Origin of the sequence: Enterobacter cloacae complex sp. P6RS, assembly GCF_014982245.1 — a bacterium.
In the GTDB taxonomy this organism is placed as follows: domain Bacteria; phylum Pseudomonadota; class Gammaproteobacteria; order Enterobacterales; family Enterobacteriaceae; genus Enterobacter; species Enterobacter bugandensis.
Genome location: NZ_JADCLB010000027.1, coordinates 60275 through 83518, shown reverse-complemented (window position 1 = coordinate 83518; position 23244 = coordinate 60275). Strand labels below are relative to the sequence as shown.

Annotated in this window: 26 protein-coding genes; 13 read left to right on the top strand and 13 right to left on the bottom strand. The window is 57.5% G+C overall.

Going from position 1 to position 23244, the window contains the following annotated elements:
• Nucleotides 1-66: 66 nt before the first annotated feature.
• Nucleotides 67-879 carry a Cof-type HAD-IIB family hydrolase gene (locus INF73_RS19060; protein ID WP_193540328.1) on the bottom strand — a complete coding sequence of 271 codons (813 nt, stop codon included), beginning with the start codon at nucleotides 877-879 and terminating at the stop codon, nucleotides 67-69.
• Nucleotides 869-2083 (bottom strand): MFS transporter, encoded by a 1215-nt coding sequence (locus INF73_RS19055; RefSeq protein ID WP_193540330.1) that lies wholly within the window; start codon nucleotides 2081-2083, stop codon nucleotides 869-871. The genes INF73_RS19060 and INF73_RS19055 overlap by 11 nt, the downstream gene beginning before the upstream one ends.
• Before the next feature lie 81 nt (nucleotides 2084-2164).
• Between INF73_RS19055 and INF73_RS19050 the strand changes: the two genes are divergently transcribed.
• Nucleotides 2165-2716, top strand: a complete 552-nt coding sequence (locus INF73_RS19050) for a TetR/AcrR family transcriptional regulator (protein ID WP_193540332.1) — start codon at nucleotides 2165-2167, stop codon at nucleotides 2714-2716.
• Nucleotides 2717-2737: 21 nt separating this feature from the next.
• Here INF73_RS19050 and arsC read toward each other — a convergent pair whose 3' ends face one another.
• The 4 genes from arsC to INF73_RS19030 form a co-directional block, all read right to left on the bottom strand.
• Nucleotides 2738-3169, bottom strand: a complete 432-nt coding sequence (gene arsC, locus INF73_RS19045; protein ID WP_193540334.1) for a glutaredoxin-dependent arsenate reductase — start codon at nucleotides 3167-3169, stop codon at nucleotides 2738-2740.
• A 12-nt stretch (nucleotides 3170-3181) separates the two neighbouring features.
• On the bottom strand, nucleotides 3182-4471 hold the full coding sequence (locus tag INF73_RS19040; protein WP_193540336.1) for an arsenic transporter: 1290 nt from the start codon (nucleotides 4469-4471) through the stop codon (nucleotides 3182-3184).
• A 40-nt stretch (nucleotides 4472-4511) separates the two neighbouring features.
• On the bottom strand, nucleotides 4512-4832 hold the full coding sequence (locus INF73_RS19035) for a metalloregulator ArsR/SmtB family transcription factor (protein ID WP_193540338.1): 321 nt from the start codon (nucleotides 4830-4832) through the stop codon (nucleotides 4512-4514).
• 253 nt (nucleotides 4833-5085) lie between these two features.
• Nucleotides 5086-6771 carry an aspartate:alanine antiporter gene (locus tag INF73_RS19030; protein ID WP_014169303.1) on the bottom strand — a complete coding sequence of 562 codons (1686 nt, stop codon included), beginning with the start codon at nucleotides 6769-6771 and terminating at the stop codon, nucleotides 5086-5088.
• A 273-nt stretch (nucleotides 6772-7044) separates the two neighbouring features.
• Here INF73_RS19030 and INF73_RS19025 point away from each other — a divergent pair, with 273 nt between their 5' ends.
• Nucleotides 7045-7419, top strand: coding sequence for an inner membrane protein YbjM (locus INF73_RS19025; protein ID WP_193540340.1), 375 nt, complete (start codon nucleotides 7045-7047; stop codon nucleotides 7417-7419).
• A 30-nt stretch (nucleotides 7420-7449) separates the two neighbouring features.
• Here the strand turns inward: INF73_RS19025 and INF73_RS19020 are convergent, their stop codons facing one another.
• A complete protein-coding gene (locus tag INF73_RS19020; protein WP_028012502.1) occupies nucleotides 7450-7719 on the bottom strand; it encodes a GrxA family glutaredoxin in 270 nt (89 codons plus the stop codon).
• 185 nt (nucleotides 7720-7904) lie between these two features.
• On the opposite strand from INF73_RS19020, the gene nfsA reads away from it, so the two are divergent.
• From nfsA to INF73_RS18965, 11 genes are all read left to right on the top strand, one after another.
• Nucleotides 7905-8627 carry a nitroreductase NfsA gene (nfsA, locus tag INF73_RS19015; protein WP_193540342.1) on the top strand — a complete coding sequence of 241 codons (723 nt, stop codon included), beginning with the start codon at nucleotides 7905-7907 and terminating at the stop codon, nucleotides 8625-8627.
• A gap of 69 nt (nucleotides 8628-8696) precedes the next feature.
• Nucleotides 8697-9599, top strand: a complete 903-nt coding sequence (gene rimK / locus INF73_RS19010) for a 30S ribosomal protein S6--L-glutamate ligase (RefSeq protein ID WP_028012504.1) — start codon at nucleotides 8697-8699, stop codon at nucleotides 9597-9599.
• A 63-nt stretch (nucleotides 9600-9662) separates the two neighbouring features.
• The gene (locus INF73_RS19005) at nucleotides 9663-10139 is read left to right on the top strand and encodes a YbjN domain-containing protein (protein ID WP_003858385.1); all 477 of its coding nucleotides are present in this window, start codon (nucleotides 9663-9665) and stop codon (nucleotides 10137-10139) included.
• A 350-nt stretch (nucleotides 10140-10489) separates the two neighbouring features.
• Nucleotides 10490-11602, top strand: coding sequence for a spermidine/putrescine ABC transporter substrate-binding protein PotF (gene potF / locus INF73_RS19000; RefSeq protein WP_028012505.1), 1113 nt, complete (start codon nucleotides 10490-10492; stop codon nucleotides 11600-11602).
• A 143-nt stretch (nucleotides 11603-11745) separates the two neighbouring features.
• On the top strand, nucleotides 11746-12879 hold the full coding sequence (gene potG / locus INF73_RS18995) for a putrescine ABC transporter ATP-binding subunit PotG (protein WP_045630953.1): 1134 nt from the start codon (nucleotides 11746-11748) through the stop codon (nucleotides 12877-12879).
• A 9-nt stretch (nucleotides 12880-12888) separates the two neighbouring features.
• Entirely contained in the window at nucleotides 12889-13842 is a 954-nt protein-coding gene (gene potH / locus INF73_RS18990) for a putrescine ABC transporter permease PotH (protein WP_041910674.1), read from the top strand.
• Nucleotides 13839-14684: a putrescine ABC transporter permease PotI gene (gene potI / locus INF73_RS18985; RefSeq protein WP_028012508.1), complete on the top strand. Its 846-nt coding sequence runs from the start codon at nucleotides 13839-13841 to the stop codon at nucleotides 14682-14684. Before potH ends, potI begins: the two co-directional genes overlap by 4 nt.
• 65 nt (nucleotides 14685-14749) lie before the next feature.
• Complete coding sequence (locus tag INF73_RS18980; RefSeq protein ID WP_028012509.1) at nucleotides 14750-15223, top strand: YbjO family protein; 474 nt, start codon at nucleotides 14750-14752, stop codon at nucleotides 15221-15223.
• 40 nt (nucleotides 15224-15263) lie between these two features.
• Nucleotides 15264-16391, top strand: a complete 1128-nt coding sequence (gene rlmC, locus INF73_RS18975) for a 23S rRNA (uracil(747)-C(5))-methyltransferase RlmC (RefSeq protein ID WP_193540344.1) — start codon at nucleotides 15264-15266, stop codon at nucleotides 16389-16391.
• 72 nt (nucleotides 16392-16463) lie between these two features.
• The gene (locus INF73_RS18970) at nucleotides 16464-17171 is read left to right on the top strand and encodes a response regulator transcription factor (RefSeq protein WP_028012511.1); all 708 of its coding nucleotides are present in this window, start codon (nucleotides 16464-16466) and stop codon (nucleotides 17169-17171) included.
• Nucleotides 17155-18624, top strand: a complete 1470-nt coding sequence (locus INF73_RS18965; protein WP_193540346.1) for an ATP-binding protein — start codon at nucleotides 17155-17157, stop codon at nucleotides 18622-18624. Before INF73_RS18970 ends, INF73_RS18965 begins: the two co-directional genes overlap by 17 nt.
• 75 nt (nucleotides 18625-18699) lie before the next feature.
• Here INF73_RS18965 and artJ read toward each other — a convergent pair whose 3' ends face one another.
• The 6 genes from artJ to INF73_RS18935 all read right to left on the bottom strand — a co-directional run bounded on the left by artJ (nucleotide 18700) and on the right by INF73_RS18935 (nucleotide 23226).
• Complete coding sequence (gene artJ, locus INF73_RS18960; RefSeq protein WP_015571008.1) at nucleotides 18700-19431, bottom strand: arginine ABC transporter substrate-binding protein ArtJ; 732 nt, start codon at nucleotides 19429-19431, stop codon at nucleotides 18700-18702.
• Between the two features lie 179 nt (nucleotides 19432-19610).
• Nucleotides 19611-20279, bottom strand: a complete 669-nt coding sequence (gene artM / locus INF73_RS18955; RefSeq protein ID WP_028012513.1) for an arginine ABC transporter permease ArtM — start codon at nucleotides 20277-20279, stop codon at nucleotides 19611-19613.
• Nucleotides 20279-20995 (bottom strand): arginine ABC transporter permease ArtQ, encoded by a 717-nt coding sequence (gene artQ / locus INF73_RS18950; protein ID WP_028012514.1) that lies wholly within the window; start codon nucleotides 20993-20995, stop codon nucleotides 20279-20281. The genes artM and artQ overlap by 1 nt, the downstream gene beginning before the upstream one ends.
• A 6-nt stretch (nucleotides 20996-21001) precedes the next feature.
• Complete coding sequence (gene artI / locus INF73_RS18945) at nucleotides 21002-21733, bottom strand: arginine ABC transporter substrate-binding protein ArtI (RefSeq protein ID WP_008500032.1); 732 nt, start codon at nucleotides 21731-21733, stop codon at nucleotides 21002-21004.
• A gap of 19 nt (nucleotides 21734-21752) precedes the next feature.
• Nucleotides 21753-22481 (bottom strand): arginine ABC transporter ATP-binding protein ArtP, encoded by a 729-nt coding sequence (artP, locus tag INF73_RS18940; protein WP_008500030.1) that lies wholly within the window; start codon nucleotides 22479-22481, stop codon nucleotides 21753-21755.
• Nucleotides 22482-22707: 226 nt separating this feature from the next.
• The gene (locus tag INF73_RS18935) at nucleotides 22708-23226 is read right to left on the bottom strand and encodes a lipoprotein (RefSeq protein WP_028012515.1); all 519 of its coding nucleotides are present in this window, start codon (nucleotides 23224-23226) and stop codon (nucleotides 22708-22710) included.
• Nucleotides 23227-23244: the final 18 nt, after the last annotated feature.

The following is a 23244-nucleotide window of genomic DNA, read 5'->3' as shown; positions in this document are numbered from 1 at the left end:
CTTTTTTCCCTCTCCCCATTGGGGAGAGGGCCTGGGTGAGGGGCGAGGCCGCCTGACCGAACGGTATCAGTTAAACGGTGCCTCACCGTTCAACACCTTCTCAATCACGTTTAAAACGCCTTCCTCGTTATTATGCGGTGCTTCAAAGCGCGCCTCCGCTTTAATATGCGGTTTGGCATTCGCCATCGCAAAGCTGAACCCGGACTGACGCAGCATCTCCACGTCGTTGCCGCTGTCACCAAAGGCCACCACTTCGCTGTCCTCGATGCCCCAGCGCGTTTGCAGGATCCGCAGACCGTTGGCTTTATGCACGCCGGGGATAATCAGGTCAATGCTGCCGTGACCGGTGGTGACGGGCACCATAATGTCACTCAGCTTTTCATGCAGCAGCGCCTGAATGCGCGGAATTTCGTCATCGGAAACGTTGAGCCCGAACTTGAAGAAGATGTCGTTCAGGCTGTTGAAATCCTGCACCCTTTCGAGACGGTGATAATATTTTGACGCGATATCAATGAAGGCATCGTCATAGGCCTTAAGCGTGTAGGCGCTGCCTTTCCCGCAGGCGATAATCTCAATGCCGGGGACGTCGTTTAAGACGGTGGCCACGGTGCTGAAATGCGCTTTTGTCAGCTCGGCGTTGAAGACATCTTCCCCTGCATCGACCACCCAGCCGCCGTTTTCGGCAACAAAGGCAATTTCATGCGCAATCTCCGGGAAGAAGGAGATCAGCTGGTAATACTGGTTGCCGCTGGCGACCACAAAGCGAATGCCTTGCTCCTTCATGCGCGCATACTGCGCCAGAAAGCGCGGGCGGTTATAGGTCTTGGCATCACTCAGGAATGTGCCATCCATGTCGACGGCGATCAGTTTAACGCTCATATCCCTTCTCCATTGACGTTTGTTCCGTTTCCGGCTTTGCCACCGCGCGCGCCACCAGCGCCGCGATGATAACCAACCCTAACACCACCAGCATGGCGCTGCGCAGCCCGTAGTGCTCACCGAGGAAACCGAGCAGCGGCGGCCCGACCAGGAAGGCGAGGTAGCCCGTGGTCGCCACCACGCTGACGCGGGTCGGGGCATCCGGGCCGGTGTCGCTGGCGGCAGAAATAGTCAGCGGGAAGCCGAGGGACGCGCCCAGCCCCCAGAGGATCACCGAGACGCCGGCAATCCAGTCCACGTCCACAAAGACGATCATCGCGATACCCAGGCCGCCGAGCAGGGCGCTGGCGCGCACTACCGCCACGCGGCTGTAGCGGTCGATAAACCAGCCGCCGGTGAAGCGCCCGACGGTCATCCCCAGCGTAAACCCGGCGTAGATCAGCGAGCCGGAGGTCGGACTAAAGCCGTGGCCGTCCACCATCAGCAGCGGCAGCCAGTCGTTGGCAGAACCTTCCGCGAAGGCCATCGCCAGCACCACCACGCCGATGAGCATCAGCTGGAAATCGCGGTAGAAGGGCAGCCCTTTTTCCGTCGAATGCTGTTCTTCAGCGGAATTCTTGCCGGTACCGTTCGGGATCGCCCGAATGCCGGTCAGGATCGGAATGATGCATACCAGCGCCGCCAGCAGGATATGCAGATTCGCGCTCATGCCAAAGGCCGTCAGCGCCATCCCCACGCCCGCGCCGGCGAGCGTGCCGAGGCTGTAAAAGCCGTGCATCATGGGCAACACGGTTTTGTTCATCTCGCGCTCGACCGCCGCCCCTTCAACGTTAATCGCAACCTCTGCCGAGCCGAAGCTGCCGCCAAATACCGTCAGCCCCAGGGCAAACAGCACCGGCGAAGCAAACCACAGCGCGACGCTTAGCACGATCATCCCGAACACCGCGAAGCACATGGTGGTGCGGATCACCGCCCGCGTGCCAAAGCGCTTTACCAGCCACGCGGAGCAGAGAATGCCGCTCATGGAGCCTATCGACAGGCCGAACAGCACGATGCCCATCTCCGCGGTGGAGACGGACAAAATGTCGCGAATGGCGGGCGTACGTGTGGCCCAGGAGGCCATCAGCAGACCGGGAATAAAGAAGAACATAAACAATGCCCACATGCGTAGTCGCAGGGCGTTGCGGGAAGAGGTCAGCGTCATTGGGGTAGCACCAGAAGTACAACAGTAGCGACAACACTAGCAAGTTTGTGTACATTTGTACACAAACCAGGTGAGGGATTTATGAACAGACCACCGAACGATCCGCATCGACGTGAAAAAATTCTCCAGGCGACGCTGGATACCATTGCCGAACACGGGATTCACGCCGTTACGCACCGTAAAATCGCCAGCTGCGCGGGCGTGCCGCTGGGGTCGATGACCTACTATTTCGACGGCATGGAGCCGCTGCTGGAGGAGGCCTTCACGTGGTTTACCTGGCAGATGTCACAGCAGTACCGGGATTTCTTCGCGGGCGTCACCGGGCCGGAGATGGCGTGCGAATCCATCACTACGCTGATCCACAGCTCGCAGGTGACCACGCCGCACAACATGGCACTGATGTATCAGCTCTACGCCTTTATGCACCGCAGCGCGGCGCTCAAAACGGTGATGCAGGACTGGATGAAAATGAGCCAGACCACGCTGGAGCAGTGGTTCGACCCGGTCACCACCCGCGCGCTGGATGCCTTCATCGAAGGGATGACGCTGCACTATGTGACTGACCGAGAGCCATTAAGCCGGGAGGAAATTCGGGCGATGGTGGGGAGAATTGCGGGCGAGGGGAACCCTTAGGCATCACTCGCCCTGCCTGTTTTACCTGTGTTCGATTTTTTTCCCGCTGGCGTCCACGACGGCTTCGCCATCCTCTTTCGTAAACGCGCCTTTCTGCGCGTCCGGCAGAATGTCGAGGACAACTTCAGACGGGCGACACAGGCGGGTGCCCAGCGGCGTTACCACAATCGGACGGTTAATCAGGATCGGGTGTTGCAGCATAAACTCGATAAGCTGGTCGTCGCTGAAGATATCTTCAGCAAGGCCGAGCTGTTCATAGGGCTCCACGTTTTTGCGCAGCAGATCCCGCACCGAAATGCCCATGTCGGCAATCAGGGTGGTCAGCTTATCGCGCGACGGCGGGGTTTCCAGATAGAGGATAATCTCCGGCTCCGTGCCGCTGTTGCGGATCATCTCCAGCGTATTGCGCGAGGTGCCGCAGGCGGGGTTGTGGTAAATGGTGATGTGGCTCATATCATTGGCTCATTACAGTGTGAAGGAGAGACGTAGCGCCAGCGCGGCGAGCGTCACAAACAGGACCGGCAGCGTCATGATGATGCCCGTCCGGAAATAGTAGCCCCAGGTTATCGTCATGTTTTTCTGCGCCAGCACGTGGAGCCAGAGCAGGGTGGCGAGGCTGCCGATAGGCGTGATTTTCGGCCCCAGATCGCAGCCAATCACGTTGGCGTAAATCATCGCGTCCTTGAGCAATCCCGTCGCCATGCTGCCCTCAATGGAGAGCGCGCCAATCAGCACCGTGGGCATATTGTTCATTATGGATGACAGGAACGCGGTGATGAACCCGGTTCCCAGCGTGGTGGCCCACAGTCCGTGTCCGGCCAGGCTATTCAGCACGCCAGTAAGATAATCCGTCAGCCCGGCATTGCGCAGGCCATACACCACCAGATACATCCCGAGCGAGAAAATAACAATTTGCCAGGGTGCGCCGCGCAGCACTTTTCCGGTGTTTATTGCATGTCCCCGTTTTGCGACAACGAATAAAATCAGCGCGCCGACGGTGGCGATGGCGCTGACCGGAATGCCGAGAGGTTCAAGCACAAAGAAGCCAACGAGCAGAAGCAGCAGCACGATCCAGCCCGTTCTGAACGTCGGGAGATCGTGAATGGCCCGCGCGGGCTCCTGAAGTTTCGCCAGGTCATATTCCGGGGGAATCTCCTTGCGGAAGAAAAGATGCAGCATCACCAGCGTTGCGACAATCGCGGCGATATCAACGGGGATCATCACCGAGGCGTATTCGCTGAACCCCAGCTTAAAGAAGTCTGCCGACACGATGTTGACCAGGTTGGAGACAATCAGCGGCAGGCTGGAGGTATCGGCGATAAAACCTGCCGCCATCACAAACGCCAGCGTGACCTGCTTGCTGAACCCCAGCGCCAGCAGCATGGCGATGACGATAGGCGTCAGGATTAGCGCCGCGCCGTCATTGGCAAACAGCGCCGCCACGGCCGCACCCAGCAGCACGATATAAGTAAACAGCAATCGCCCGCGACCGTTTCCCCAGCGGGCAACGTGCAGCGCCGCCCACTCGAAAAAGCCGGACTCATCCAGCAGCAGGCTGATGATGATGACGGCGATAAACGTCGCCGTGGCGTTCCAGACGATTTTCCAGACCACAGGTATATCGTTAATGTGAATTACCCCGCTGGCCAGCGCCAGCAGGGCGCCAATGGTCGCGCTCCAGCCGATACTGAGCCCTTTGGGCTGCCAGATGACCAGTACCAGCGTAAACAGAAAAATTGCCCCAGCCAGAAACATCGCTTACTCCATTATATCTGTTTTTGTGAATGTGTTTGGGTTAGCACGAGCCCGGAAGTCGGTTTTTCAGCTTCAGACGCGTCTCTTCCCGCAGGCAGTTCCAGCTGGTGTCGATAACGGCTGCCGCCCATGCGGGCATATTGGGAGATAGACGGTAATGGACCCACTTACCCTCGCGGCGGTCGATAACCAGCCCGGACTCGCGCAGCAAGGCCATATGGCGGGAGACTTTCGGCTGAGATTCGGCGGTGGCGGCGCAGAGATCGCAGACGCACAATTCTCCCGTTTCGCGAAGCAGCATGACGATGGCGAGTCGCGTTTCGTCGGAGAGGGTTTTGAAGAGCTGGAGCGGGTGGAGCATGGGTGTTCCTGAGGGTAGATTAAATCATATTCGATTAATCATATATGTTTTAGTGGAAAGAGAGAAGGTCAGATTACAGGACGGGGAATTTCAGGCAACAAAAAACCCATCAACCTTGAACCAAAACGGCGGGGTTGATGGGCTCCACAAATTGGGGACATCAAAGAAAAGCAGTGGCACTAGTTATGACTGCCCCCTGCTAAAAAAGTTCTGCGCGTTACAAAAATTTTTTCATTACGCGCAAACTTAGGAGTTATCCGAGTCCCGGCCAGATGATGATAATCAGCGTGCCCGCCAGCGTCAGCAGTACGTTCGCGATAGCATAGGTGCCTGCATACCCCAGCGCCGGGATGTTGCTGCGCGCGGTATCGCTGATGATTTCCATGGCTGGCGCACAGGTACGCGCCCCCATCATCGCTCCGAACAGCAGGGCGCGGTTCATACGCAGCACGTAGGCGCCGAACAGGAAGCAGATCACCACCGGTACCAGGCTGACGATTAGTCCGGAAACCAGCATCTGCCAGCCGACGGCGCCCAGGCTGTGGCCGATGCCGCTGCCTGCGCTTAAGCCCACGCCCGCCATAAACACCATCAGACCGAACTCTTTCACCATGTTCAGCGCGCCCTGCGGAATGTAGCCGAAGGTCGGGTGGTTCGCTCGCAGGAAGCCCAGCATGATCCCGGCGAACAGCAGACCGGCGGCGTTACCGATGCCGAAGCTAAAGTTGCTGAACTGGAAGGTGATCATCCCGATCATCAGGCCAACGATAAAGAAGGCGCAGAAGGCCAGCAGGTCGGTGACCTGGCTGTGGATAGAGATAAAGCCGATGCGGTCGGCAACGGTTTTTACGCGTCGCGCGTCGCCGCTGACCTGCAGCACGTCGCCTTTGTTGAGCACGACGTTGTCGTCGATAGGCATCTCAATCTGGCTGCGGATCACCCGGTTGAGGAAGCAGCCGTGGTCGGTCAGCTTCAGCTGCGCCAGGCGGCGGCCCACGGCGTTGTGGTTTTTCACCACGATCTCTTCGGTGACGATGCGCATGTCGAGCAGGTCGCGGTCGAACACCTCTTTGCCGTTACGGAAACTCGGGTCGAGACGGGCGTGGGCGTCCGGGTAACCCACCAGCGCGATGTCGTCGCCCATCTGCAGCACCGCGTCGCCGTCCGGGTTCGCCAGAATGCCGTTGCGGCGGATACGTTCGATGTAGCAACCCGTCTGGCGGTAAATCCCCAGTTCGCGAAGATTTTTACCGTCTGCCCATGCCACCAGCTCCGGCCCGACGCGGTAGGCGCGGATAACCGGGAGATAGACTTTACGTTTGGAATCGGTATCCAGGCCGCGCTCGCGGGCGATTTGCTGGGCGCTGGTCTGCAGATCCTGGTGCTGCAGTTTTGGCAGGTAGCGCGCGCCAACGATCAGGCTCACCAGACCAATCAGATAGGTCAGGGCATAGCCCAGGCTCAGATGGTCGAGGGCGGTAGAGAGCTGCGCGCCCGCCATGCCGGAATGGCGCAGGGTATCACCGGCGCCCACGAGCACGGGGGTTGACGTCATAGAGCCGGCCAGCATACCGGCCGTAAGCCCGATATCCCAGCCAAACAGTTTGCCCAGTCCTAACGCGATCAGCAGCGCGCTGCCGACCATCACCAGCGCCAGCATCAGATAATTTTTGCCGTCGCGGAAGAAAATTGAAAAAAAGTTAGGTCCCGCTTCTACGCCAACGCAAAAAATAAACAGCATAAAACCTAAGTTCAGCGCGTCCGTGTTAATGCTGAAGTGCTGCTGGCCTAATAATAAGGAGACGACTAAAACGCCAATGGAATTACCGAGTTGAACCGAACCCAGGCGCAATTTACCCAGGCAAAGACCCAGCGCCAGTACCACAAATAATAACAGGATGTAATTCCCATTTAACAAGTCTGCGACGTTTATATTCACGGAGGCTAACTTCTTGTTTACCAGTAAGTTGTTGAATGAAAGGACTTTTTGGGCTACTGTTTTCTGGGTCAGGGAAAGGCGTTAACGCTCCCTGTTTCCTGCTTTATTCCCTAAAACATTAGCTGGCGTGTAGTTTAATCGCATTAGCTACTGACAGCTACTGATTATCGCATCACCCTGTGCGTACTTTGGCATGGATTGCCGCACTGCTTTATCTGACTGGGCGTCTACCCGACGAATGTGTATTTGATAGAGATAAGTCAGGAGGATAGTTTGAATATGAAACGAAACTGGGCGGGGGTGATCAGCTGTTTTTTGCTGTTCACTGTCGTGTGCATGTCGCTCGCATTTAATGTAAAGGGCGCGTTCAGGGCGTCCGGGCATCCTGAGCTGGGGTTGCTCTTCTTCACGTTGCCTGGGGCTGCCGCCAGTTTTCTCTCCCGTAAAGGGGAGGTGGTGAAACCGCTGCTCGGCGCCATGCTCGCTGCACCGCTGTGTCTGCTGATGATGCGCCTGATGTATATTTCAACGCGGAGTTTCTGGCAGGAGCTGGCGTGGTTGCTGAGCGGCGTATTCTGGTGCGCGCTTGGCGCGCTGTGCTACCTGTTTGTGCGCAGCCTGGTTCAGCAGCGACGGCACCGCAAATAAAAACGCCCTCAGGGTGAGGGCGTCTCTTCATTACTGCTCGGCAAACAGGCCCAGATGCTCTTTTGCGTAGGCCTCAAAGTCGGTGCAACCGCCGATGTGTTTCTGATCGAGGAAGATCTGCGGCACGGTTTCAACCGGCTTACCGACGGTTTTTTCCAGGTCGGCTTTGGTGATGCCTTCCGCGTGGATGTCCACATAGCGGAAGTTGAAGTCATCGCGCTCTTCGGTCAGTTTCTCAGCCAGCTCCTTCGCGCGCACACAGTAAGGGCACCCTGGACGACCAAAAATTACTGCAAACATTTCTCTCTCCTCAAAAAACAAGCCTGACGGCGAATGACACGTATAGTGCCCCATAACCCGCCGTCATTAAAGAAGGTTTCGCCTGTCGTTATAATATCTATGAGCTATGTTTCGCCAATTACACCGCGCACATCATTGCCTATACTGGCTGCCATACGTATTAAGCAAGACTAAAGAGAGACAAGATGACGCCAACCATAGACCTGCTCCAGTCCCACCGCTCCATTCGCCACTTTACCGATGAGCCGATTACCGAGGCGCAGCGTAATGCGATTATTGACAGCGCAAGAGCCACCTCCAGCTCCAGCTTTTTGCAGTGCAGCTCGATTATCCGCATTACCGATAAAGCCATGCGTGAACAGCTGGTGACGCTCACCGGCGGGCAGAAGCATGTGGCTCAGGCAGCCGAGTTCTGGGTGTTCTGCGCCGACTTTAACCGCCACCTGCAGATCTGCCCTGAGGCGGAACTTGGGCTGGCCGAACAGCTGCTGCTGGGCGTGGTGGATACCGCGCTGATGGCGCAAAACGCCTTTACGGCCGCGGAATCGCTGGGGTTAGGCGGTGTCTATATCGGCGGGCTGCGTAACAACATTCAAAGCGTGACCGACCTGCTGAAGCTGCCAAAACACGTGCTGCCGCTGTTTGGCCTCTGCCTCGGCTGGCCGGCGGACAACCCGGATCTCAAGCCGCGCATTCCTGCCGCGATGCTGGTGCATGAAAACCATTACCAGCCGGTCGATCAGGATGTCCTGAATCAATACGACGAAGAGCTGGCGAACTACTACCTGACGCGCGGCAGCAATAACCGTCGCGACACCTGGACGGATCATATTCGCCGCACCATCATTAAAGAAAACCGCCCGTTTATTCTTGAGTATCTGCACAAGCAGGGCTGGGCAACGCGATAGTCCATTCCTCCTGCGCCTGCCTGAGTATATGATATGCAGGCTTTTTCCATGTCTTCAGAGAGGTGCAGGGTGAAAATTGCCATATTGTCCCGGGATGGAACGCTCTATTCATGTAAGCGCCTGCGAGAAGCGGCGGCGAAACGCGGGCATCAGGTTGAGATCCTCGACCCGATGTCCTGCTATATGAACATCGACCCCGCCGCCTCGTCGATTCACTACAAAGGCCGCAAGCTGCCCCACTTTGACGCGGTCATCCCCCGCATCGGCTCCCAGATTACCTACTACGGCACCGCCGCGCTGCGCCAGTTCGAGATGCTGGGAAGCTATCCGCTCAACGAATCCGTCGCCATTTCCCGCGCTCGCGACAAGCTGCGCTCCCTGCAGCTCCTCGCCCGACAGGGGATCGATCTCCCCGTCACGGGCATTGCCCATTCACCGGACGACACCAGCGATCTGATCGATATGGTGGGCGGCGCGCCTTTAGTGATCAAGCTGGTGGAAGGCACGCAGGGTATTGGCGTGGTGTTAGCGGAAACGCGTCAGGCGGCTGAGAGCGTGATCGACGCCTTTCGCGGGCTGAATGCGCACATTCTGGTGCAGGAGTACATTGAAGAGGCGAAAGGGCGCGACATTCGCTGTTTCGTGGTGGGGAACGAGGTCGTGGCGGCCATCGAGCGCCAGGCCAAAGAGGGCGACTTCCGCTCTAACCTTCACCGCGGCGGCGTCGCGCGGGTAGCCGATATTAGCGAACGCGAACGGGAAATAGCCGTGAAAGCGGCGCAAACCCTGGGGCTGGACGTAGCGGGCGTGGACCTTCTGCGGGCGACGCGCGGGCCGCTGGTGATGGAGGTGAACGCCTCCCCGGGGCTGGAAGGTGTGGAAAAAACCACAGGGGTCGATATTGCAGGTAAAATGATCTCATGGATCGAGCGTCATGCCACGCCGGGTTACTGTCTGAAAACGGGCGGTTAAATGGATTACCGGGCGCTTTTTGAGTACCCTATGCGAAGTTTTTACTAAAGAGGCTGCACAGCGATGGATTTACAGGTCGTACCTACACTGGATACGTTACGTCAATGGCTTGATGATGCCGGGATCACCTTCTTCGAATGTGATTCCTGCCAGGCGCTGCATCTGCCTCATATGCAGAATTTCGACGGCATTTTCGATGCCAAAATCGATCTGATTAACGACGTGATCCTTTTTTCCGCGCTGGCCGAAGTGAAGCCTTCTGCGCTGCTGGCGCTGGCCTCCGATCTCTCGGCTATCAACGCCAGTTCTTTGACGGTGAAAGCATTTCTCGATATACAGGACGATAATCTGCCAAAACTGGTAGTTTGCCAGTCTTTATTCTCCGGGGCAGGGCTGTCGTTCAAGCAGTTCGCCTGGTTTATGCGCCTGAGCGAAGAGCAAATTTCCATGGTTATGATGGAAGCCAATGCACATCATCTGCTGTACAGCGCGGAAGACGATGCTGAGAATAATGATGCATCTCCCAATTTTCTTCACTAAGCCTGTCTGACTTTTACGCAGTCGCTGCCATAGCGGCTGCAGAAGGCCATTTTTTCTGCTGCCTTTAACCTTTCTTTAAAGAATTTTTCACCTCCCTCAAGGCCATTTCGGCTTATCACGTAGACTTAACCTGCATAAAAAATTGATAAAAGGCGTTTTTTCGTCTGGGCTATAGCCGGAGACACGGGCTACAGTTATTCTTGCGATGCTTAAAAAAGCGAGCGGATCCTGCCGGGTAAAGAGGTTTCTTTTTATTTTGAGCAGAGCGACAAACTATGCATGATTTTTGCATATATCCAGATTGCACAGTTTAGTTCGTTTGTTAACGAGCTTTCAGAAGGAATAACACTATGATCGCCTTGAATAAAAAATGGTTATCGGGTCTGGTTGCGGGTGCTCTGATGGCCGTCTCTGCCGGCACGCTCGCTGCGGAACAAAAAACGCTGCACGTATACAACTGGTCTGACTATATTGCGCCGGACACGGTCGCGAATTTTGAAAAAGAGACCGGCATTAAAGTGGTCTATGACGTTTTCGATTCCAACGAAGTGCTGGAAGGAAAGCTGATGGCAGGCAGCACCGGTTTTGACCTGGTCGTACCTTCCGCAAGCTTCCTGGAGCGTCAGCTGACGGCGGGCGTCTTCCAGCCGCTGGACAAGAGCAAGTTATCGAACTGGAAAAACCTCGATCCGGAAGTGCTGAAGCTGGTGGCGAAGCACGACCCGGACAACAAATACGCCATGCCTTACCTGTGGGCGACCACCGGTATCGGCTACAACGTGGATAAAGTCAAAGCCGCGCTGGGCCCGGACGTTAAGCTGGACAGCTGGGACGTGGTGCTGAAGCCGGAAAACCTTGAGAAGCTGAAAAGCTGCGGTGTCTCCTTCCTCGATGCGCCGGAAGAGATTTTCGCCACCGTGCTGAACTACCTGGGCAAAGACCCGAACAGCAATAAAGCCGATGATTACACCGGCCCGGCGACCGATCTGCTGCTGAAGCTGCGTCCAAACATTCGCTACTTCCACTCGTCCCAGTACATCAACGACCTGGCGAACGGCGACATCTGCGTGGCGATCGGCTGGGCAGGGGACGTGTGGCAGGCGGCGAACCGCGCGAAAGAGGCGAAAAACGGCGTGAATGTGTCCTACTTCATTCCGAAAGAGGGGGCGCTGGCCTTCTTTGACGTCTTCGCCATGCCGGCTGACGCGAAAAACAAAGAGGAAGCCTACCAGTTCCTTAACTACCTGATGCGTCCTGAGGTGATCGCCCACATCAGCGACCACGTTTACTACGCCAACGGTAACAAGGCCTCCGTGCCGCTGGTGAGTGAAGCGATCCGCAGTAACCCGGCTATCTATCCGCCAGCGGACGTGTTCGCCAAGCTGTTCACCCTGAAGGTTCAGGATCCAAAAATTGACCGCGTGCGTACCCGCGCGTGGACCAAGGTGAAAAGCGGAAAATAACGGCGTTTGGTAATGTTGCCCGGTGGCGCTATCGCTTACCGGGCCTACACAACCCGTAGGCCGGGCAAGCGTTCGCGCCGCCCGGCGATGCGCACCCAGACGGTGCGTTTGCACCAGTATTGATCTATGCCGGAGAGCACCCCGTGAATGACGCGATCCCCCGCCCGCAGGCGAAAGTCCGTAAAGCGCTGACCCCGCTTCTTGAAATTCGTAACCTCACCAAATCTTTCGATGGCCAGCATGCCGTGGACGACGTCAGCCTGACTATCTATAAAGGCGAAATATTCGCGCTACTGGGCGCATCGGGCTGCGGTAAATCGACCCTGCTGCGTATGCTGGCCGGTTTTGAACAGCCAACCGCCGGGCAAATCATGCTCGATGGTGTGGATCTCTCCAGCGTGCCGCCGTATCAGCGCCCGATTAACATGATGTTCCAGTCCTACGCGCTGTTTCCGCACATGACGGTGGAGCAAAACATCGCCTTTGGCCTGAAGCAGGACAAGCTGCCGAAAGCCGAAATCACCGCGCGCGTGGCCGAAATGCTGAGCCTGGTGCATATGCAGGAGTTCGCGAAGCGTAAGCCGCACCAGCTCTCCGGCGGCCAGCGTCAGCGCGTGGCGCTGGCGAGAAGCCTGGCGAAACGCCCGAAACTGCTGCTGCTCGACGAGCCGATGGGCGCGCTGGATAAAAAGCTGCGCGACCGTATGCAGCTCGAAGTGGTCGATATCCTCGAGCGCGTGGGGGTGACCTGCGTGATGGTCACCCATGACCAGGAAGAGGCCATGACCATGGCCGGGCGTATCGCGATCATGAACCGCGGGAAGTTCGTGCAGATTGGCGAGCCGGAAGAGATTTACGAGCATCCGACCACCCGCTACAGCGCGGAGTTCATCGGCTCGGTCAACGTTTTTGAAGGGCTGCTGAAGGATCGTCAGGAGGATGGTCTGGTCATCGAATCGCCGGGGCTGCAGCATCCGCTTAAGGTCGATCCTGACAGCTCGGTGGTGGATAACGTGCCGGTCTACGTGGCGCTGCGCCCGGAGAAGATCATGCTCTGTGACGATCCGCCTGCTGATGGCTATAACTTTGCCGTCGGGGAAGTGGTGCACATTGCCTATCTGGGCGATCTCTCCATTTACCACGTGCGCCTGAAAAGCGGACAGATGCTCAGCGCGCAGCTACAGAACGAACATCGCTACCGCAAGGGGCAGCCGACCTGGGGCGACGAAGTGCGCCTGTGCTGGGACGCGGACAGTTGCGTCGTGCTGACGGTATAAGGAGCGATCATGAGCACACTTGAACCTCCAGCCCGCGTCAAAAAACCGGGCGGCTTTGCCCACTGGCTGACGCGCCTTAAGATGAACCACGGGCGCAAGCTGGTAATCGCCATGCCTTACGTGTGGCTGATCCTGCTGTTCCTGCTGCCGTTCCTGATCGTCTTTAAGATCAGCCTGGCGGAGATGGCGCGGGCGATCCCGCCGTATACCGATCTGTGGGAGTGGGCCGATGGGCAGCTGACGCTGACGCTGAATCTGGGCAACTTCCTCCAGCTCACCGAGGATCCGCTCTATTTCGAAGCCTATCTGCAGTCTCTGCAGGTGGCGGCGATCTCTACGCTCTGCTGTCTGGTGATGGGCTACCCGCTGGCGTGGGCCGTGGCGCACAGCAAGCCCTCAACGCGCAACATCCTGCTGCTGCTGGTGATCCTGCCGTCGTGGACATCGTTTCTGATACGCGTTTACGCGTGGATGGGGATCCTGAAAAACAACGGGGTGCTGAATAATTTTCTGATGTGGCTTGGGGTCATCGATCAGCCGCTGACCATCCTGCACACCAACCTTGCGGTCTATATCGGCATTGTGTATGCCTATCTGCCGTTTATGGTGCTGCCGATTTACACCGCCCTGACGCGGATTGACTACTCGCTGGTGGAAGCCTCGCTCGATCTCGGCGCGCGTCCGCTGAAGACCTTCTTCAGCGTGATTGTCCCGCTGACCAAAGGCGGAATCATTGCCGGGTCGATGCTGGTGTTTATTCCGGCGGTCGGGGAGTTTGTGATTCCGGAACTGCTCGGCGGGCCGGACAGCATCATGATTGGCCGCGTGCTGTGGCAGGAGTTCTTCAATAACCGCGACTGGCCGGTGGCGTCGGCGGTGGCGATTATCATGCTCCTGCTGCTGATCGTCCCGATCATGTGGTTCCATAAGCATCAGCAGAAACAGATGGGAGATCGCGGATGAACAACTTACCGGTAGTACGCTCCCCGTGGCGCATTCTGATCCTCGTTATCGGCTTCACCTTCCTGTATGCGCCGATGCTGATGCTGGTGATCTACTCGTTCAACAGCTCTAAGCTGGTGACGGTCTGGGCGGGCTGGTCGACGCGCTGGTACAGCGAGCTGTTCCACGACGACGCAATGATGAGCGCGGTGGGGCTGAGCCTGACCATTGCCGCGCTGGCGGCCACGATGGCCTGCGTTCTGGGCACCATCGCCGCGCTGGTGATGGTGCGCTTCGGGCGTTTTCGCGGCTCAAACGGTTTCGCCTTTATGATCACTGCCCCGCTGGTGATGCCGGACGTCATTACCGGCCTGTCGCTGCTGCTGCTGTTCGTGGCCCTGGCGCACGCCATCGGCTGGCCGGCGGATCGCGGCATGCTCACCATCTGGCTGGCGCACGTCACCTTCTGTACCGCGTATGTGGCGGTGGTGATCTCCTCGCGCCTGCGCGAGCTGGACCGCTCCATTGAAGAGGCGGCGATGGATCTCGGCGCCACGCCGCTAAAGGTCTTTTTCATCATTACCCTGCCGATGATTATGCCGGCGGTGATCTCCGGCTGGCTGCTGGCGTTCACGCTCTCCCTCGACGATCTGGTTATCGCCAGCTTTGTCTCAGGGCCGGGCGCGACGACGCTGCCGATGCTGGTCTTCTCCAGCGTGCGCATGGGGGTGAACCCGGAGATCAACGCCCTGGCCTCTATCATCCTCGGCGTGGTCGGAATTGTCGGATTTATCGCCTGGTATTTGATGGCGCGCGCGGAAAAACAGCGCGTGCGCGATATCCAGCGTGCAAGACGCGGCTGAAGGATTTAATATTTCCGGTGATGTGCCGCGCATGACGCGGCACTGTTTTTCAGGGAAGTAAAACATTGGGATTAGTAAAAAAATCACGTATTACGCACGCTCGTCCTAACGTTCCTGCGCTGGTTCAGGTGGCGGCGCTCGCCATTATTATGATCCGCTGCCTGGACGTGCTGATGATTTTGAATACGCTGGGCGTGCGCGGCATCGGGGAATTCATTCACCGCAGCGTGCAGACGTGGAATCTGACGCTGGTCTTTTTAAGCAGCCTGGTGCTGGTGTTTATCGAGATCTACTGCGCGTTTTCGCTGGTCAAAGGGCGAAACTGGGCGCGCTGGGTCTATCTGCTCACGCAGGTGACCGCCGCCAGCTATCTGTGGGCCGCCTCGCTGGGCTATGGCTATCCTGAGCTGTTCAGCATTCCGGGCGAGTCGCGACGTGAGATTTTCCATGCGCTGGTCATGCAAAAACTGCCGGATATGCTGGTGCTCTGCCTGCTTTTCGTTCCGGCGTCCAGTCGGCGGTTCTTCCGCCTGCAATAATGTGTATAATCGCAGCCCTCGTTTTCCTTAAGGTTTTCATATGCAGTGCGCACTCTATGACGCCGGACGCTGCCGCTCCTGTCAGTGGATAGAACAGCCGGTCTCTCAACAACTCACCGCCAAAATGGCCGACCTGCAACAGCTGCTGGCAGCGCACGCGGTGGGCGAGTGGTGCGCACCCGTCAGCGGCCCGGAGCAGGGCTTTCGTAACAAAGCCAAAATGGTGGTCAGCGGAAGCGTTGAAAAACCGCTGCTGGGGATGCTGCACCGCGACGGCACGCCGGAAGACTTAACCGACTGCCCGCTCTATCCCGCCTCGTTTGAGCCGGTCTTTGCCGCACTGAAACCGTTTATCGCTCGCGCGGGGTTAACGCCTTACAACGTTGCCCGCAGGCGCGGCGAGCTGAAGTACCTTCTCCTGACGGAAAGCCAGATCGACGGCGGCATGATGCTGCGCTTCGTGCTGCGCTCGGAAGCCAAGCTGGAGCAGCTGCGCGCGGCGCTGCCGTGGCTGCAGGAACAGCTTCCTCAGTTAAACGTGATTACCGCAAACATTCAGCCGGTGCATATGGCGATCATGGAAGGGGAGAAAGAGGTTTTCTTCACCGACCAGCACGCGCTGGCGGAGAGCTTCAACGGCGTACCGCTATGGATCCGCCCGCAAAGCTTCTTCCAGACCAACCCGACCGTGGCAAGCAGCCTGTACGCCACCGCCCGCGACTGGGTGCGCGCGTTAAACATCCATCATATGTGGGACCTGTTCTGCGGCGTGGGCGGTTTTGGCCTGCACTGCGCCACGCCTGAGATGCAGCTCACCGGCATTGAGATCTCCGCCGAAGCGATTGCCTGCGCAAAGCAGTCCGCCGCCGAGCTGGGGTTAACCAATCTGCACTTTCAGGCGCTGGACTCCACGCAGTTCGCGACCGGTCAGGGCAACGTGCCGGAGCTGGTGCTGGTTAATCCGCCGCGTCGTGGGATTGGCAAATCCCTCTGCGACTATCTGAGCCAGATGGCACCCGATTTTATCGTCTACTCCAGCTGCAATGCGCAGACCATGGCGAAAGATATCGCTAATCTGCCGGGCTACCGCATTGAACGCGTGCAGCTTTTCGATATGTTCCCGCATACCGCACATTATGAAGTCCTGACGTTGCTCGTGAAATCTTAAACAAAATGTGAACTCTGCCCGCCCATAAAATCAGGTAAGCTTACGTCATAAGAGATGAATAAAGGCTTACCCATGAAGCAGATCCTGCTGGTGGAAGACGACCACGATATCGCGGCGCTTCTGCGGCTCAACTTAGAAGACGAAGGCTACGCCATCACCCACGAGCCCGACGGGGGCAACGCCCTGCAGCGCCTTGAAAAACAGCCGTGGGATGCGGTGATCCTCGACCTGATGCTGCCCAACGTTGACGGCCTGGAGATCTGCCGCCGCATCCGCCAGATGACCCGCTACCTGCCGGTGATCATCATCAGCGCCCGCAGCAGCGAAACCGACCGCATCACCGGGCTGGAAACCGGCGCCGATGATTATCTGGCAAAACCCTTTTCAGTGCAGGAACTGATTGCCCGCATCAAAGCGCTGTTCCGCCGCCAGCAGGCGATGGGGCAGGCGCAGGCTGACGGGCAAATTCAGGCCCACGGCCTGACGATCGATCCCCTGGCGCGCAGCGTGCTGCTTCACGGCCAGGTGGTGGATCTCACCCCGCGCGAATTCGAACTGCTGTACTTCTTCGCCCGCCATCCCGGCGAGGTGTTTTCTCGTCTGGCGCTGCTGGAGCAGGTATGGGGCTATCAGCACGAAGGCTACGAGCACACCGTCAACACCCATATCAACCGCCTGCGCATCAAGGTTGAGAAGGACGCCGCCGAGCCGGAGATAATTCGCACCGTCTGGGGCAAGGGCTATAAATTTGCGGAGCCAAACCATGATGCGCCGCTTTAGCCTGAGCCAGCGCCTGACGCTGCTGTTTGTCCTGCTGATGATGCTCTGCGCGACCGTCGCCTGCGCGGTACAGCTCTACAGCAGTATGCAGTACGGCAACGCGATGGTGCAGCGGTTGTCGGGCGGCCTGGCGCAGCAGATCGTCCAGCGGGAACCGATTCTGGACGCGCAGGGCAGGGTTGACCGCACCGCGCTGAAGCCGCTGTTCGACCGGCTGATGACCTTCAACCCGAGCGTTGAACTGTACGTTATCTCGCCGGACGGCGATATCCTGGCCGATGCCGCACCGCCGGGCCATATTCAGCGGCAAAAAATCGACCTGGCACCGGTTCAGACCTTCCTGAGCGGTACCGCCATACCGGTACTGGGCAACGACCCGCGCAGTCAAAATAAAAAAGTGTTCAGCGCCACGCCGCTGCGGCAGGACGGCGAGCTTAAGGGCTACCTGTACATTATTTTGCAGGGCGAGGAGTCGAACGCGCTGGCGGAAATGGCCTGGCATAAGGCGCTCTGGAGCACGGTGCTCTGGTCATTGCTGTGGGTCGCGCTGTTTGGCCTGCTGGCGGGACTGCTGGTCTGGTACTGGGTGACGCGTCCGGTTAAGCGCCTGACGGAAGAGGTCACCGGCCTGGAGCAGGACAGCATTAGCGCAATCAGGCTGCTCGCAGCACAGCCGCCGGATGCCGCGGCCAATGACGAAGTGGCGCTCCTGCGCAACAGTTTCATCGAGCTGGCGCGGAAAATTACCCGCCAGTGGGACCAGCTGGCCGACAGCGATCGCCAGCGCCGGGAGTTTATCGCCAACATTTCGCACGATCTTCGCACGCCGCTGACCTCGCTGCTGGGCTATCTTGAAACCCTGTCGCTCAAATCCGCCACCCTGACGCCGCAGGAGCACCAGCAGTATCTCGCCACCGCGCTGCGTCAGGGACAAAAGGTACGACATCTTTCCCAGCAGCTTTTCGAGCTGGCGCGCCTTGAGCACGGCGGCATTAAGCCGCAGCGCGAGCGTTTCGCGATGGGAGAGCTGATTTCCGACGTGGCGCAGAAGTTTGAGCTTACCGCCCGCACGCGCGAGGTGAATCTGCATATTGACGTGCCGGGCCCCTTGCCGCTGGTCAATGCCGATGTGTCGATGATCGAGCGCGTGGTGACCAACCTGCTCGATAACGCGATGCGTCATACGCCCACTGGCGGGGAAATTCGTCTGGCGGTGTGGCAGGAGAATGAACGGCTTCAGGTCGAAGTGGCAGACTCCGGAACGGGCGTGGATGCCGCGCTGCGCGACGATCTGTTCCAGCGGCCTTCGGCGCTGAATACCCAGGCATCGCGGGAGAACCGCGGCGGGTTAGGGCTGTTAATCGTTAAGCGAATGCTGGAGCTGCACGGCGGCGGGATCAGGCTGATGGAGTCCGTGAGCGGGGCGCGGTTCAGGTTCTTTGTGCCGCTGTGAGAAATTGCCGGGTGGCGCTGCGCTTACCCGGCCTACAGACCACCCCCGTAGGCCAGACCACCCGGCAAAAAGAGATTACTGCGGGAACCACTGCTCGCTGATTTTCTGGTACGTGCCGTCTGCTTTAATCGCCTTCAGCGCGCCGTTCAGTTTTTCCAGCAGGGCTTTGTTATCCGGACGTACCGCGATGCCGAGGCCCGTGCCGAAGTACTGCGGATCGGTCACTTTTTCCGTTGCCGTACCCAGCTGCGGGTTGGTTTTCAGCCATTCGTTTACCACGGCGGTGTCGCCGAAGACGCCATCGATACGGCCGTTTTTCAGGTCGATAATCGCGTTCTGGTAGCTGTCATAGGCGACGGTTTTCACTTCAGGATGTTTGTCCTGCAGGTATTTCTGGTGCGTGGTGCCGTTTTCCATCCCGATGCGTTTGCCTTTCAGCTCGTCAAAGGACTTGTAAGCCCCTTTCTTCGCAATCACCACCGCCGAGTTGGCGTAGTACGGGTCGGTGAACGCCACCTGCTTGCTGCGCTCCGGCGTGATGTCCATCCCGGAGATCACCGCATCGTATTTCTTGAATTTCAGCGACGGGATCAGGCTGTCGAAGGCATGGTTGGTAAAGGTGCAGTCGGCCTGCATCTGCTTGCACAGGGCTTTCGCCAGGTCGATATCGAAACCGACGATCTGATTGCTGGCGTCCAGCGATTCAAACGGCGGATAGGTGGCCGAAACGCCAAAATTGATTTTATCAGCAGCGGATGCGCCAGCGGCGAAGGTGGCGAGTAGTGCGGCCAGAACTAACTTTTTCATTGTAATGCTCCCGTCTGTCTATCTTGTCATTATGCGCCGTGTCTGCGGCATGGATGTACAATGCCAGTTAATGAATTTATATGCAATAAATATGATTAAATATTATGTTGAATATAAAAAAAAGCGGATAAGCCATCGGGTTATCCGCTCTGGTAATTACGTTTTATGCACTCGCGTGATTAATTTCTGCGCTCAAACGCTAACGCTTTACGCTCAATCAGTCGCATCATCAGCGTCAGCAGACCGTTCACCACCAGATAGACCACGCCGGCCGCGCCGAACACCATCACGTCATAGGTGCGCCCGTACAGCAGCTGCCCGTGACCCATCACTTCCATCAGGGTGATGGTGTAGGCCAGCGAGGTACTTTTGAACACCAGCACCACTTCGTTAGAGTAAGAGGAGAGCGCGCGCTTGAAGGCGTACGGCAGCAGGATCGCCAGCGTGTCTTTTTTGCTCATGCCCAGCGCCCCGCAGGACTGCCATTGTCCTTCCGGGATGGCACGGATCGCCCCGTAAAACAGCTGGGTGGTATAGGCCGCGCTGTTCAGCGAAAGGGCAATCAGAGCGCAGAGCCACGGCTCAGAGAGCAGGTGCCAGATAACCGGATACGCCTGCAGCGACGGGAACTGGCCCGGACCGTAGTAAATCAGGAAGATCTGCACCAGCAGCGGCGTACCGGTAAACAGGGTGATGTAGCCGCGCACGATCCACACCAGCACCGGCGTTTTCAGCGTCAGGATGATGGTGAAGATGAGCGCCAGGATCAGCGCCACAATGATGGACGCCACGGTCAGCGTCAGGCTGGTGTGCAGCCCTTTCATCAGCTCCGGGAAATATTCAAGCATCAGCCTGGTCTCCGTTCAAAGCGCGTCGCACGCAGGTCAATACGCTTGAGGATGTACTGACTGAGCAGCGTGATTACCAGGTAGATAGCCGCCGCCACGATGTACCAGGTAAATGGCTCCTGAGTACGGGTGGCGATGCTTTTGGTTTGCAGCATCAAATCGTTCACGCTGATCAGGCTCACCAGCGCGGTATCTTTCAGCAATACCAGCCACTGGTTGCCCAGGCCCGGTAGGGCGTGGCGCCACATCTGCGGCATCACCAGACGGAAGAAGATCGCTGCTTTCGACATGCCTAGCGCCTGACCGGATTCCCACTGCCCCTGAGGTACCGCTTTCAGCGCACCGCGCAGGGTTTGCGACGCGTACGCGGAGTAGAGCAGGGAGAGGGCAATCACGCCGCAGAGGAACGGGCTGACGTCAAAGTTGTCAATCTGCATCTGCACCGGTATCTGCGCAAAGCCGAGATTGATCGTGAAGCCGTCCGACAGCGTGAGCAGCAGCTGTGAGGAGCCGAAATAGATGAACAGGACCACCAGAATTTCCGGTAGCCCACGCAGTACGGTGACCAGCGCGGAGCCCGCCCAGGCGACGGGGAACCATTTTGCTGATTCCCACACCGCAAAGAACATCGCCAGCACCAGGCCGATAATCAGTGCGCAAACGGCAAGGCCGACGGTCATCCCGGCGGCGCTTGCTAAAGGAAAAATTTCATTCATCAGGAATTACTTCTGGAACCATTTTTTGTAGATGGTTTCGTAGGTGCCGTCTTTCTTCACTTTTTCCAGCGCAGCGTTGAATTTCTGCTGCAGCTCGGTGTTGCCCTGACGAACGGCAATCCCCAGACCGGTACCGAAGTAATCTTTATCGGTCACTTTGTCGCCCACTGGCGCCAGCTTGTCGTTGGCTTTCAGCCACTCGGTCACGACAGCGGTATCACCAAATACGCCGTCGATACGGCCATTCTGCAGATCCAGCTTCGCGTTCTGGTAGCTGTCGTACGGAACGGTGGTGATTTCCGGATGTTTATCCATGATGAACTTCTGGTGCGTGGTGCCGTTCTGCACGCCGACTTTCTTGCCTTTCAGCTGATCGACAGAGGTGAATTTACCTTTCTGACCAATAAACAGGGCGGAGTTGTCGTAGTAAGGGGTGGTGAACAGCACCTGCTTTTCGCGCTCAGGAGTGATGTCCATACCGGCCATGACGGCGTCAATACGGCGGAACTTCAGGCTTGGGATCAGGCTGTCGAACGCCTGGTTGCTGAAGGTACAGGTTGCGTCGATCTCTTTACACAGGGCGTTTGCCAGGTCTACGTCGAAGCCAACAATTTTGTTGTTCGCATCAATGGACTCAAACGGAGGGTAGGAGGCTTCCGTGGCGAAACGAATGGTCTGGGCTGCGGTAGCGGAAAGGGTAACGCCAGCAAGCAGCACGGCAAGTAATACTTTTTTCATTATATTTCCCCTGACACAATCAATGAGATAAATAGTTTTTGAAGGCATCGGTTTGCGGGTTCGCGAAGCAGCTCGCGTCACCTTGCTCAACGATATACCCGTTTTCCATGTAGACCACACGGCTGGCGGTTTTACGCGCCACTTCCACTTCGTGGGTAACAATGACCTGCGTAATATTGGTTTCCGCCAGCTCGCGAATGATGCTGACGATCTGGGCGGTGATTTCCGGGTCCAGCGCCGCGGTAGGCTCATCAAACAGCAGTACCGCGGGTTCCATCATCAGCGCGCGGGCAATCGCCACGCGCTGCTGCTGACCCCCTGAGAGGTGCAGCGGATAGCGGTCGCTGTAGGGCTTAAGGCGCAGACGCTCCAGCAGCTTTTCAGCACGCGCGATGGCCTGATCTTTGCTTAACCCCAGCACGCGGCACGGGGCTTCAATCAGGTTTTGCAGCACGGTCAGGTGCGGCCAGAGATTGTATTGCTGGAAGACCATGCCGACGTTTTGACGCAGTTCGCGTATAGCTTTATCTGACGGGGTTTTCGCGAAATCAAAATGGTTACCGGCGATAGCCAGCGTACCGGAACGGGGCATTTCAAGCAGATTAAGGACGCGCAGAAGGGAGCTTTTGCCTGCACCGCTTGGGCCAAGTAAAACCAGCGTTTCGCCTTCCGGGCAGTTCAGCGTGATGTCAAACAGCGCCTGGTGTGCGCCGTAGAAGCAGTTAATGCCGTTTAGTTTAATACTCATCGGGGCAGTCTTTACTCATCCAGGCAATCTATAGCAATTGAGGCCGCAGATAGTACCGTTGACAGAATAGTTATGCAATATTTCTGCGTTAAAAGTTAAATATAACCCGCATTTCCTCTTAAACATAGCACAAAATAGCGAACGGCAAGGTCGGCGAGTATAAATGTCGGCATTCCGCGTGAAATGCCGGACATTTTACGGGGGTAACATTTTTATCACTAATGATCTAGCGGTTCTCAATCGACTGGCGCAGCGTGCCGGCCGGGGCATGAACGCTGCCGCCGATATAGCGCACATCGTCCACCGCCCAGCACTGGCCTTCACGGATCATCAGCACTTCGTCCTGCCAGGTTTGGGTTCCCTGGGTCAGCTTCACGCGCAGCGGAATGTTCCGCGCATCGGTGTTCGGGATGGTTGACGCGCTGGCCACCTCGGCGCTGTCCGGCAGCGTGGTGCGGCTGGAGAACGGATCGGATTTCAGCAGGGCGTTATGCTGCGGATCGCGAGTGGCATCGTTGAGCAGTTTTGCAAGATTATCGCTCAGGTACGGGCGCAGGGCGGTGAGATCATTTCCGCGATGCTGAATGCGGTAATCATAGAACTGTTGCGCCACGGTATCCGGGCCGCCGTCTATGCAGGGGCCGCTGCGGGTACCGATATCCTTAAAGGCTGGCGTGACCGTGGTAGTACAGGCGCTGAGCACCAGCGCGCAGGGCACTAAAAGTGTTAAAGCAGAGTAGCGCATGTTGATTTCCTTATTTAT